We start from the raw sequence: 12,596 nt of genomic DNA, 5'->3' as shown, positions 1-12,596 counted from the left end.
TTTATGCCGGTGAGGATTGCCCCTCACCGCTTTGTTCCCGGGCTTCATAGTCCTCGATCTGCCGCGCCGTCCACTCCGGAGACTTCGTAAAGCGCGCCAGAAGGTTGTAGAACACCGGCACAACGAACAGGGTCAGAAGGGTGGCGAAGATCGCGCCCATGAAGATCACGGCTCCGATCGTCTGCCGGCTGCCGGCCCCGGCCCCCGTCCACAGGACCAGAGGCAGGGCCCCCATGGCGGTAGCAATAGAGGTCATGATGATCGGGCGCAACCGCAGGGCGGCGGCTTCGATCACCGCCTCCTTCACCTTGAGACCCTCGTCACGAAGCTGGTTGGCGAACTCGACAATCAGAATGCCGTTCTTGGCGGCAATGCCGACCAGGATGATCAGACCGATCTGGCTGTAGGTGTTGATCGTCGATCCTGTCATCAGCAGACCAAACAGCCCGCCGAGCACCGCCAGCGGAACGGTCGTCATGATCACGGCCGGATGGATCCAGCTTTCGAACTGTGCGGCCAGAACGAGGAAAACCAGCAGCAGGGCCAAGCCAAAAGCGACGCCCACTGCGCCGGACGCTTCCAGATAGTCCTTGGCCTGTCCGCCCCATTTGATGCTGACGCCTGGCGTGGGTCGGGCAGCCGCCTGTTCCTGCAGGAACTTGACGGCATCTTCGACAGTATAGCCGGGTGCGAGTTGTGCAGTGAGGGTCACCGACCGCAGACGGTCAACGCGCGGACGGTCAGGCGTGTCGCCTCGCAGCTGGGTCGTGACCACGGTCGAGAGGGGCACCAGTGTGCCCGACTGGGTCCGGACCTGAAGCTGGTCAAGGTCAGCCACACTACGGCGTTGCTCCAGTGAGGACTGGAGGATCACATCGTACTCTTGGCCGTTCTTGATGTAGGTGGTCGCCCGGCGCGATCCGAACATGGTCTCCAGGGCCCGGCCTATGGACTGGGCCGAGATCCCGAGGCTCGCGGCCTTGTCGCGGTCGATCTGCACTGAAAGGCGTGGCGATGTCGGCTCATAGTCGATGCGCGGCCGCGAGAGGCCGGGATTGTCCTGCGCGGCCTCCAGCATGGGCTTGAGCCAATTGGCCAGTTCCACATAGTCATTGCCGACGGCGATCAGATCGACATTGGTACCGCCGCCACCACCGCCGCCGCCGCCGCGCTGGAAGGCACCGCGCACACTGGCCACGGCCCGCACGCCGGTGATCTTGTTGAGGCTCTTGTTAAGCTCGGCGGCGACTTCATCGGCCGTCTTGTCCCGCTCGCCCCAGCCTTTCAAAACCAGAACGCCGTTGCCGGTATTGAACTGGCTCTGCCCAAAGCGCGGCACCGAAATGATCGTTCGATCTGCAATGCCGTCAGCACGGTACTTTTCGAGAAGGCGCTCAACCTCATTGGCCGCCTTGACGGTGTAGTCGAAGCCGGCCCCTTCAGGGCCATTGATCGAGATATCCACACGGCCGCGGTCTTCAGCCGGCACCATTTCCTTCGGCAACAGGACAAAGAGGCCGCCGGCCGCCAGGGCCAGAACAATGACCACCGCGCCTGTCGCCCAGTTCGCTGCGCGCGCGGCCAGCAAGCTTTCCAGCGAATGACGATAGCTATCCTTCAACCTGTCCATCGCCCAGTCGACCTTGCGGGCCAACCACCCGCTGCTGCCGGCTGGTCGCAGAAGCTTTGAGGCCAGCATCGGCGACAGGGTGAAAGCCAGCAGGGCCGAAAACCCGACCGCTGCGGCGATGGCCACTGCCAGTTCGACAAACAGACGTCCGGTATAGCCCGGCAGGAACATCAGGGGCGCAAAGACAGAGATCAGCACGACAGTCGTGGCGACAACAGCGAAGAACACCTGACGCGTGCCGCGCAAGGCGGCGACGGGTGCCGGCTCGCCCTCATCGACCCGCCTCTGGATGTTTTCGACCACCACGATCGCGTCATCGACGACCAGGCCGACGGCCAGAACCAGCGCCAGAAGGGTCAGCAGATTGAGCGAAAAGCCGAGCGGCGCCAGCACGATAAAGGTCGACAGGATGCAGATCGGCGCGACGATTGATGGGATCAGCGCTGCCCGCCAACTGCCCAGGAAAAGCAGGTTCACCATCGCCACCAGTCCGATGGCAATTCCCATGGTGACCCAGACTTCATGGATCGCCTCGGCCGTGAAGACTGAGTTGTCGACGGCCTTGATCAGTTGCGTGCCCGGCGGCAGGGTCTTGTTGATATCCTCGATTTCGCGGTCGACAACTTCGGAGATGGCCACATCATTGGCCTGCGACTGACGCGTCAGGAAAATGCCGACCTGATTGACGGTATTGCCCCGGAAGAGCTTGCGGCGCTCGTTCGAGCCCTCTTCGACCCGGGCCACATCGCCGAGCCTGATGACGAAACCGCTGGCATTGGCAGGCCGGAGCGGCAGCTTCGCGAAGTCTTCGGGCTTGGAATAGCTCCGCGTAACGCGGATCGTGAAGTCCTTGCTGTCGCTCTCGAGCGAGCCGGCAGGAAGCTCGACATTCTGACTGTTTAGGGCGTTCTCGATGTCATCCACGGTGACGCCACGCGCGGCCATGGCGTCGGGATTCAGCCAGATCCGCATGGCGTAGAGTTGGCCATTCAGCCCGGCCTGGGCGACACCCGGAACTGTCGACATTCGCTCGACGAGATAGCGGTCTGCATAGTCTGCCAGCTCCAGCGGGGAGAGCGAGCTCGACGTCAGGTTCAGGATGATGATCGGCGAACTATCGGCCGTGGCCTTGGCGATCTGGGGCGGGTCGGCCTGGTCCGGCAGATTGGCCGACACCCGGCTGACCGCGTCACGCACATCGTTCGCGGCGTCGTCCAGGTCGCGGTCCAGGGTGAACGTGATGCTGATCTGCGAGCGGCCGTCGCGCGAGGAGGAGTTGACGCGATCGATGCCCTGAATGCCCGAAACCTGGCGTTCGATGACCTGGGTGATCCGTTCCTCAATGACCTCCGCAGACGCGCCACGATAGGCCGTGGAAACCGATACCACCGGCGGGTCGACATTGGGCAGTTCGCGGATCGGCAGACCCGTGAAGGCCGCCAGGCCGATCACACAGAGGAGGATCGCCGCAACGGCGGCAAAAACCGGACGGCGGACGGAAAGATCCGAGATCATCAGTGCGCCTTTTGCCTGGCTTCGCCCGCGCCCTTGCCTGGTCCCTTACCACCCTGACCGCCGCCAATCGCAGCGCCATCCTGCACGCGGTTGAGACCATCGGCGACAATTGAGTCGCCCGGCTTCACGCCGGCGCTGATCTCGACAAACCCACCTGTGGAAAGACCCGTTTCAACATCCGTTCGTCGCGCCACCTTGCCCTTGGGCCCCTTGGCAATGAGGAAAACCGAGGCTTGCGTACCCTGGAACTGCACCGCAGCTTCCGGCACCGCAGGAGCCATCCTCATGCCCTGGTCAATGGCAACCTTGACCAGCATGCCCGGCTTGAGGCGACCGCCCGGGTTCGGGAACTCGGCACGCGCCTTGACGGCGCGCGTAGTAGGATCAATCCGGGTGTCGATCTGAGCAATACGCCCCTGAAAGACTTCTCCTGCCAGGGCGTCGGGGCTTGCCGAAATCGGCAATCCTTCACGCAGGGTCGTGAGATATCGATCCGGAACCGAAAAATCGACCCGGATCACCGACACGTCGTCAAGGCTGACGATGGCCGTACCGGGACTGATCAGCGCGCCCGGCGCGACATCCGAAATCCCGACGCGCCCGGAGAATGGCGCCCGGATAACGCGGTCCAGTTTCTGCGCCTGTGCTGACGCGACAGCGGCCCGCGCGGTCTCGACAGAAGCAAGATACTGCTCTGCGGCCGCCCGCGGCGCGACACCGCGATCCGCAAGGGTCTTCCAGCGGTCATAGTCCCGCTCCGCCTGGGCGAGGCGTACCTTGGCTTCGGCGATACCGGCGTCTTCACTGGCAGACTTGAGATCGACCAGGACCTGCCCCCGCGCCACGGCCTGACCATCCTTGAAATGTACAGCTGTGACCATCTCCGCTGTGTTCGAAGTGATCGTCACCGACTGCAGGCCCTTGGCGACACCAAGGACTTCAATACGGTCGACAAAAGGCTTCATCGCGACCACCGTCTGCGAGACGTTGGTCGCGCGGCCACCACCGCCCGGTCCACCTGGCCCTGAGGCCTTCTGCCCAAACGCCAGCTTCATGCCGCCGACGACGAGCATGAGCACAACAGCGGCCAGCGCCGCCAAAAGGAAGAAATGCCTGCGGATCAACGAACGGACTCCGATCGCCGACGGAGTCGGCGGTAGGGACAAGGTGCGGGGACATATGCCGCCACCCTAGACCCGCGTCCAGTGACAGCAGGATGACGGAGCATTTCAGGCCTGAAACACTTAGAAGTGCCGCCAAATTCCAACGACTGCGCCTCGATCTGCGGCGGTCTCGCGACCGTCGAGTGTCTCCCGCCATCCGGCCTGCAGGCTCCAGGGCCCAAAATGGCGAACGACCGAGACCTCGGCCTTGAGCCAGCGCGATTTTACGGGGCTTGACTGGGCTTCTCCCGCATAGGTTTGCGCCAGAAGGAGCCAGTTTCGGGTAGGACGAAATCCGAGTGTCGCATCGACCCGCGTTTCGTTGGCGAGTCCTGCACGGCGCAGATAGGCGATCTGAACATCCGAAAAAAAACTTCCGAAACGGGTGGCTTTTGATCGCCCCAGTAGCAGCCGCGCCTCAAGATCGAGTCCGCCTTCACCGGGCACCGCATAGCCTGCATTGCGGCCAGCGCCTGCCTCGCCCGCACCCAGATAGAAGGCGGCAATCGTTTGGGGACGTTGCACGAAGGCGTAGCGAAGGCCCACCTCAACCGGGCCACGCCCCTCATAGTCGACGAAGGGATCACGGCCTCTGGTCAGCCCGCCTCTCGCCTGAAGTGTAAGTCTCTCACTCAGTCCATATTCCACATGGATCGAAGCCGTCTCGTCCTTGCGGCCTCCAATCCCGACCAGCCTCCCCTCGGGACTGAAGCCCTTGCTCGCAGACTGAAGCTCGACCTTGGTGATGATCTGGGTTCGCCCGCTTTCCATGGGCAAGGCCCCCGCCACAGCCTGACCACCCGTCGCCCAAAACAAAGCCGCCGTGATCCCCAGGATCACGACGGCTGATTCAGGTCGACTTCTGGCTGTTAGTCGGCGTAGCCGGGTGACTCCCGATCCAGTTTCCGCAAGCATCCACCCCAGGCCAGACCGGCGATCATGCCAAGTCCGCCGCCGGTTTGGCTGCGCACCTCGTTCTGAGCATGGTCGGGAGCCATCAGGACATTGTCCCGCCCTGCAGAGAGGGCCATCACCTGCTGCTTGCATGCGCGCTCCAGGAAGAACATCCCCATCCAGCACTCAGCCGCGGTCGTCCCAACGGACAGGGTGCCGTGGTTTCGAAGCATCATCAGCTTCTTGTCACCAAGATCGGCGACCAGCCGCTCACGCTCGTCAAGATTGAGCGCAATACCTTCATAGTCGTGATAGGCGAGTTGAGGCAAGACAATTAGTGCTTGCTGCGCCAGAGGCATCAACCCTTCCTTGTGAGTTGAGACGGCGACGCCCTGGTCGGTATGCAGATGCATCACGTAGTGCGCGTCCTCACGCGCGGCATGAACCGCAGAATGGATCGTAAAGCCCGCCGGATTGATGAAATAGGGCGTCTTGTCGATGACATTGCCGTCCAGATCGACCTTGACCAGCGCCGAGGCGGTCATTTCGCCGAAGAACAGACCATAGGGGTTGATCAGGAAATGATGCTCCGGCCCCGGAATACGGGCGGAGATATGGGTAAAGATCATGTCGTCCCAGCCATGCAGGGCGACAAGTCGATAGAGTGCGGCGAGATCGACCCGCGCCTGCCATTCGGCGTCGCTGACCTTGCCTTTCAGAGACGTGGTGATCGTCGTGGCTCCGTCGGCCATGGTAGGCCTCCCTAGGTTATCATTGTTGAGTTGAAGGTCGCGCCGGGTGCGCCAACCGTCAAGTCGCGTCTTTCAAGCACCAAGGCTTGCAAGCGGCCGCCGTACGCCCGAGGCTCGCCGGGAATCGTCAGGCCGGAGATCATGAACATGCTGACCCTTTTGGGCGTGGCGGTAGTCGTTCTGGGCTTCGCAATGCGGTTCAATCCCCTGCTTGTGGTGGTTGTCGCGGCGCTCACCGCGGGCCTGGCAGCCGGCCTGCCGCCGCTTGAAGTGCTGGCCGCCTTCGGCAAGGCCTTCAATACCAACCGCTATGTGACCATCGCCTGGCTCGTATTGCCGGCCGTCGGCGTACTCGAGAGGTCCGGTTTGCAGGAACGCGCCCGCATGACGATCCAGGCGCTAAAGGGTGCCAGCGCAGGGCGACTCCTGCTGGCCTATCTGGCGCTGCGACAGGTAACTTCTGCCCTCGGCCTCACATCGGTGGCCGGTCATGCCCAAACCGTCCGCCCGTTGGTGGCCCCTATGGCCGAGGCGGCGGCTGAAGGCGTCGGGCCAGTCGACGACCGCACCCGTGACAGGATCAAGGCTATGAGTGCCGCAACCGACAATGTCGGACTCTTCTTCGGCGAAGACATCTTCATGGCCATCGGATCGATCCTGCTGATCGTCGGCTTTCTGGATCAGAGCGGCATTGTCGTTGAGCCCCTGCACCTCTCTGTCTGGGCTATTCCGACGGCCATCGCCGCCTTTCTGGTGCACGGAGCCCGGCTGCTCCTGTTTGATCGAAGCCTTAGCAAAGCCCAATCGGGGGTCGAACCATGATTGGCCTTCCCCTCGTCTATCTGATCGCAGGCATGATGTTTGCGGCCTTCGCAGTTCTGAGTTTTGGCGATCGGACCAACCGCAAGCGCTGGGGCAACGCGGCTTTCTGGGGCCTCGTGGCCATCAGCTTTTTGCTCGGCGATCATCTTGGGGATCTGGGCAACGGATTCCTGGTCCTGGGCCTGGCCTTGCTGGCAGGAACCGGGCAACTCGGGGTCGGCGCTCCGTCAACTACCTCAGCTAGCGATCGCCGGGTCATGGCGGAACGCCTCGGGCCTCTGCTGTTCCTGCCGGCCCTTGTCATCCCGCTAATCACCCTGGTCGGCACCTTCGCGTTCAAAGCCATCACCATCGGTGGCTTACCTGTCGTTGAAGCCAAGAACGCGACCCTGATCGCCCTGGCCCTGGCCGCCATTGTGGCCGCGGTCCTCGCCCAAAGGCTCTTCGGCCAGCCGATTTCATCTCCGCTTCAGGAGGGACGACGCCTGATGGATCTCGTGGGCTGGGCGGCTTTGCTGCCACAGATGCTGGCGGCGCTTGGCGCAGTCTTCGCCCTCGCCGGGGTCGGCAAGACCATCGGAGATCTGGCGGTAGCCTGGACGCCGGTCGACAGCCGCTTTGCCGTCGTCGCCGCCTATTGCCTTGGAATGGCGGGCTTCACCATCCTGATGGGCAATGCCTTTGCGGCCTTTCCTGTCATGACCGCCGGCATAGCCTTGCCGCTCGTGATCGGACGTTATGGTGGCGATCCGGCAGTGGTCTGCGCCATCGGCATGCTGTCAGGCTTTTGCGGCACGCTGCTGACCCCGTTGGCTGCAAACTTCAACCTAGTGCCTGCGGCCCTGCTACAATTGCGGGATCGCTATGGCGTAATCCGCGCCCAGGCGCCGACCGCCATCCTTATGCTGGTCATCAACATGGTCCTGATGAATGCCCTCGCTTTCAGGACCTAGCGCCCCTTCCGTGGCTCGCCCCAGCCTTGCACCGTCAACCGCTTCGCGGTTTGCGAAGATCGCCCTTGGACATATCGCCCGCGAATATCCCAACAAGCTCGATCATGTCCTGGCGTGCGATGCGGATGCGCGCACGCCCCGCGACCTGCATCCGATCTTTTTTGGCAGTTTCGACTGGCACTCCTGCGTCCACGGCTACTGGCTCCTGGCCACGCTCTTGCGCGCTCGCCCGGAAATGCCTGAGGCGGACGCGATCATCGCCCTGTTTGATGACGCCTTTACGGACGACAAGGTCGGTGCCGAGATCGCCTACCTGTCCCGTGCGGAAAGCCGGGGCTTCGAACGTCCCTATGGTTGGGCCTGGAGCCTCATGCTGCAGGCTGAACTGCTGCGGCATAACGATAGAAGCTGGGCTGAGCGTCATGCGCCCCTGGCCAAGGTCTTCAAGGCGCGGTTCGAGGCATTTCTGCCGCTCGCTGACTATCCCGTTCGGGCTGGAGTTCACACCAACACGGCCTTCGCGCTTGTGCTGGCGTCAGAGTATGCGGACATGACCCGCGACGCAGCATTCCGGCAACTCCTGACCACCAAGGCCACCCTCTGGTACGGCCAGGATGCCGCCTGCCAGGCCTGGGAGCCGTCCGGAGACGACTTCCTGTCGCCGGCCCTGATCGAAGCCGAGGCCATGCGCCGGCTCCTGCCCCGTGAGACCTTCGAGATCTGGTTCGTACGGTTTCTGCCTGATCTGGCCCATAAACAGCCCGCGACTCTGTTCGCCCCGGCCCGCGTCAGCGATCGCACGGACGGCAAGATCGCCCATCTCGATGGCCTGAATCTGTCCCGGGCCTGGTGTTGGCGTACCCTGGCCGGCGCAATGCCTGAGCTGGATCCCGCCAAGCCGCTGATCATCAATGCCGCCATGGCCCATCTTTCCGCAGCTGTACCCCATATCGCCGGCGACTATATGGGCGAGCACTGGCTTGCGACCTTTGCGATGCTGGCCCTGACAAACGGCTGAAGCCGGCACTCACGCTCGGCTTTTCCCTTTGGCAGACAGATTGGCTTGGCGGCCAGTTAAGCGCCATCCACTCATTTTGGGGCGAGTTCGCAGGTCTGGCTTTGTCGAACCAGCCTATCGTCATCCTCGAAGAATCTATCCAATCCTAAGCTCAGGCTTTGTCCTTCGACAGGAAGATCATGAGGCGAAAACCTTCCGGTCACCTGCAAGTCTGGCCTCTGAGCCTTCTCGCGATGACGGCGATCGCCCTTTTGGCATTGAGTTTGGTGCTCGGTGCTCGCCAGGTCGATATGCGGGTCCGCAGCCACGAAGAGTTCCTGGTACACCAGGGCATTCGGTCAGAAACTCAACAGCTTCTCAATGCCTTGATCCCGCAAACCATCTGGGACGAAGCGGTTGTAAACCTCGACAACCAGTTCAGCGCGTCCTGGGCACGGGATCATATCCCGATCTATCTGCGCCAGAGCATCGGCCCCTGGAACTATCTGGTGGTGGATGGAGATGACCGGGCGGTTTGGGGCAGCCGCGACGGGAATGCGATGTCAGCGCCAGACCTTGAAGCCTTCCGTCGGATTGCGGGTCCGATCGTCGCCGAGATCCGCAAACAGGAAGCGGCGCGAGGGGCCATCCCGAAGGCACTCACAGCAAGCGAAACGCCGAGAAAGGCGATCGTCGCATCGCAAATTGAAATGCGGGACGGTCGCCCCTTTCTCTGGATCGCAAGCCTGGTGCAGCCTGATTTCTGCAAGGCCATGCCGGCCAAGAGCAAGGCGGCCATCGTCATCGGTGGCGATTTCATCTCGCGCGCCCGCATGGACTCCCTGGCGCAACGCTACAAACTCCAGCAGTTCCGATTTGAACCGGGGGCCGGCCAAGTCGGGTCTCACGAAGCCAGCACGACCTTCACCTCCTATCCCGGTGCCACACCCGTCACCCTGATCTGGCACCCCGAACGCCCAGGAGCAGACCTCCTTGGCCAGTCGCTGTGGGCGGTCTGCAGTGTCGTGGTCCTTCTGGCCGCGCTTGCCGCCCTGATGTCGCACAGCACCAGGAAGGCCGCTCACAGCCTGGTCGCCAACCACCGTGCCCAGGCCGAGTTTCTGGCCAACATGAGTCACGAACTCCGTACGCCCCTGAACGGCGTCAATGCCCTTGCCGAAGCCCTTTCCAGGACTCCGCTGACGGAAAGCCAGCGTGAAATGGCGGAAACCATTCACAAGTCTGGGCAGATGCTCAGCCGCCTCCTGTCCGATATCCTGGACCTCGCCCGGATCGACGCCAAAGGTCTGTCGCTTGAACCAGCTCCCTTCCTGCTCAGTGGTGCCGTGAAATCGATCGTCGATGTCATGGCTCCAAGAGCACGGGAAAAGGGTCTGGACCTGCAACTTGACTTGCCCGCTGCCGCCAACCGCTGGGTCATGGGCGATGTCGTCCGCATGGCGCAAATCCTGAGCAATCTCCTGTCCAACGCCATCAAGTTTACCGATCAAGGCAAGGTCCGAGTTTCGGTGCAGACTTCCCCAGACGGCAATCCTGACATCTGGCGCTTCGTTGTTGAGGACACCGGCGTCGGGTTCGGGCCTTCGCAGCAGGAAGTGATCTTCCAGCGCTTCCAACAGGGTGATGGCAGCGTCACACGCCGTTTCGGCGGTACAGGCCTTGGCCTGGCCATTTCCCGCGAACTCGCCAACATGATGGGCGGATCACTGACCGGTGACGGGCGAACGGGTGTCGGGGCCGTCTTCACCCTGACCCTGCCGCTCGCCGAGACGGCTTCGCCCCCCCAGCAGCTTGTCGCAACACAAATCCCCGAAAACGACATCCCCGCCCAGGATTCAACGCCCCTGCGGGTGCTCGTCAGCGAAGACCATCCCATCAACCGATTGGTGATCGAGACCTTGCTGCACGAATTGGGAATGACCGTGCTATCGACTGAAAACGGGCTGGAGGCCTGCGAAGCCTTCGAGAACCAGGATTTCGATCTGGTCCTGATGGACATGCAGATGCCCATCATGGATGGCCTAACCGCCATTCGCCGGATCCGATTGCACGAAGCCCAGAGGGGCAGGTCGCAGACGCCGGTGATTATGATCACCGCCAATGCCTTACCTGAACATGAGGCCGCCAGCCTTGAGGCTGGAGCGAACCTGTTCCTCACAAAGCCCCTGAGCGCCAAGTCATTCTGTAGCGCACTCGGCACGCTTAAGCTGCCGGTTTGATGTCCCTCCAGACACCGGATTCGCCAAGCTCGGGCTGTCGGTCAGGCAAAGTGCGGACCAGGAGCATCACCCTGAGGCCTCAGCCCCAGGGTTAGTCGCCCCGGTCGCCCTTCATCAGCCGCGCCTTGTCGCGCTGCCAATCGCGCGCAGCTTCTGTTTCGCGCTTGTCGTGGTTCTTCTTGCCCTTGGCCAGGCCGATCTCGAGCTTTGCCAGGCCCTTTTCGTTCCAGTAGAGCTTCAGGGGAATGAGGGTGCGGCCATCACGCTGCACGGCACCGATGAGCTTTTCGATCTGCTTCTTGTGCAACAGGAGCGTGCGATGACGGCGCGGCTCATGATTGAACCGATTGGCGTGGCCATAGGGCGGGATGTCCGCATTGATCAGCTTGATCACACGGCCTTCAACCGAAGCATAGGACTCGGCGATATTGGCACGGCCAACGCGCAAAGACTTGACCTCGGTGCCCGTCAGCATGATGCCGGCCTCGAAGGTTTCCTCGATGAAGTAGTCGTACCGGGCGCGCCGGTTCTCCGCGATCGGCTTGGTCATCAGACCAGACCCGCCTCGCGCATGGCCTCCAGGATCGCCGGCTTTACAGCCTCGTTGCAGGGCGGGATTGGAAGGCGAACGTCAGGCTGGCACAGGCCCAGCTGAGCCATGGCAAACTTTGTCGGTGAAGGCGATGCATCGAGGAAGAGCGCCTTGTGGAGCTTTACAAGCCGATCCTGACCGTAGAGCGCGGCTTCCCATGACCCCTGCAGGCAGGCGTTGATGAAGGCCGAGCACGCTTCGGGCGCAACATTGCACGTCACCGAGATCACCCCGTGTCCACCATGGGCCATGTAGCCCAATGCCGTGGGATCGTCCCCGGACAGCATCACCCAGTCTGGACCGCACAGCAGACGCTGCAGACTGGCTCGGGCCAGATCACCCGTGGCATCCTTGATGCCGATGATGTTGGGCAGCTTGGAGAGCCGCACCAAGGTCTCATTGGAAATGTCCACACTGGCCCGGCTAGGCACATTGTAAACGAGCACCGGTAATTGAACGGCGTCATTAATGGCCTCGTAGTGGCGATACAGGCCTTCCTGGCTCGGACGATTATAGTAAGGCGTCACGACCAGGGCGGCATCTGCACCGACCGCCTTGGCATGCTGAACCAACTCGATGGCTTCAGCCGTAGAATTGCTGCCCGCGCCGGCGATCACAGGCACCCGGCCCTTCACGGTTTGAACGCAGAGCTCGACGACGCGCTTGTGCTCATCGTGACTCAAGGTCGAAGTTTCGCCGGTCGTACCGACGGGAACGACCCCATGCACGCCCCCCGCAATCTGCCGCTCAACGAGGGCCACAAATGCGGCTTCGTCCACAGCGCCGTCGCGGAAGGGCGTAATCAGAGCGGGAATGACGCCCTTGAACGGAGAATGGACCATGACTTGCAATTTGCCGTGAGAAAGGCGCCGCGAAGGTTGCGGCCAGACGATGGGAGCGGACAATATGTCGCCGCCCCGCCGTCCCGCAACAGGTGCGTCGGAGCAGGCAGCGGTTTGATGGTCCAAGCCCCGGGGGTCAAGCCCTTGAGGCCTCACAAAAACCGTTCCTTAGATGTCCTATGCTGTGATGGAACGC

At 62.2% G+C, this 12,596-nt stretch carries 10 protein-coding genes; 4 read left to right on the top strand and 6 right to left on the bottom strand.

Annotation, left to right across the window (positions count from 1 at the left end; genetic code table 11):
• Window position 1 precedes the first annotated feature (1 nt).
• The 4 genes from AQ619_RS06695 to AQ619_RS06680 all read right to left on the bottom strand — a co-directional run bounded on the left by AQ619_RS06695 (window position 2) and on the right by AQ619_RS06680 (window position 5,954).
• Entirely contained in the window at window positions 2-3,145 is a 3,144-nt protein-coding gene (locus tag AQ619_RS06695; protein WP_062145691.1) for an efflux RND transporter permease subunit, read from the bottom strand.
• A complete protein-coding gene (locus AQ619_RS06690; protein WP_062145688.1) occupies window positions 3,145-4,269 on the bottom strand; it encodes an efflux RND transporter periplasmic adaptor subunit in 1,125 nt (374 codons plus the stop codon). Before AQ619_RS06690 ends, AQ619_RS06695 begins: the two co-directional genes overlap by 1 nt.
• A gap of 120 nt (window positions 4,270-4,389) precedes the next feature.
• Window positions 4,390-5,079 carry a hypothetical protein gene (locus AQ619_RS06685; RefSeq protein WP_062151355.1) on the bottom strand — a complete coding sequence of 230 codons (690 nt, stop codon included), beginning with the start codon at window positions 5,077-5,079 and terminating at the stop codon, window positions 4,390-4,392.
• 98 nt (window positions 5,080-5,177) lie between these two features.
• Window positions 5,178-5,954, bottom strand: a complete 777-nt coding sequence (locus AQ619_RS06680) for a class II aldolase/adducin family protein (protein WP_062145686.1) — start codon at window positions 5,952-5,954, stop codon at window positions 5,178-5,180.
• 147 nt (window positions 5,955-6,101) lie between these two features.
• Here AQ619_RS06680 and AQ619_RS06675 point away from each other — a divergent pair, with 147 nt between their 5' ends.
• From AQ619_RS06675 to AQ619_RS06660, 4 genes are all read left to right on the top strand, one after another.
• Window positions 6,102-6,776, top strand: coding sequence for a DUF969 domain-containing protein (locus tag AQ619_RS06675; RefSeq protein WP_062145684.1), 675 nt, complete (start codon window positions 6,102-6,104; stop codon window positions 6,774-6,776).
• Window positions 6,773-7,729 (top strand): DUF979 domain-containing protein, encoded by a 957-nt coding sequence (locus AQ619_RS06670; protein WP_062145682.1) that lies wholly within the window; start codon window positions 6,773-6,775, stop codon window positions 7,727-7,729. The genes AQ619_RS06675 and AQ619_RS06670 overlap by 4 nt, the downstream gene beginning before the upstream one ends.
• Window positions 7,707-8,747 carry a DUF2891 domain-containing protein gene (locus AQ619_RS06665; RefSeq protein WP_062145680.1) on the top strand — a complete coding sequence of 347 codons (1,041 nt, stop codon included), beginning with the start codon at window positions 7,707-7,709 and terminating at the stop codon, window positions 8,745-8,747. Before AQ619_RS06670 ends, AQ619_RS06665 begins: the two co-directional genes overlap by 23 nt.
• A 233-nt stretch (window positions 8,748-8,980) precedes the next feature.
• Window positions 8,981-10,966: a hybrid sensor histidine kinase/response regulator gene (locus AQ619_RS06660; RefSeq protein WP_166504163.1), complete on the top strand. Its 1,986-nt coding sequence runs from the start codon at window positions 8,981-8,983 to the stop codon at window positions 10,964-10,966.
• A 91-nt stretch (window positions 10,967-11,057) separates the two neighbouring features.
• Here AQ619_RS06660 and smpB read toward each other — a convergent pair whose 3' ends face one another.
• The gene (smpB, locus tag AQ619_RS06655; protein WP_062145677.1) at window positions 11,058-11,516 is read right to left on the bottom strand and encodes an SsrA-binding protein SmpB; all 459 of its coding nucleotides are present in this window, start codon (window positions 11,514-11,516) and stop codon (window positions 11,058-11,060) included.
• A complete protein-coding gene (dapA, locus tag AQ619_RS06650) occupies window positions 11,516-12,400 on the bottom strand; it encodes a 4-hydroxy-tetrahydrodipicolinate synthase (RefSeq protein ID WP_062145674.1) in 885 nt (294 codons plus the stop codon). Before dapA ends, smpB begins: the two co-directional genes overlap by 1 nt.
• Window positions 12,401-12,596 lie beyond the last annotated feature (196 nt).

It is taken from the genome of Caulobacter henricii (assembly GCF_001414055.1).
GTDB lineage: Bacteria > Pseudomonadota > Alphaproteobacteria > Caulobacterales > Caulobacteraceae > Caulobacter > Caulobacter henricii.
This window is presented reverse-complemented; position numbering and strand designations above follow the sequence as displayed.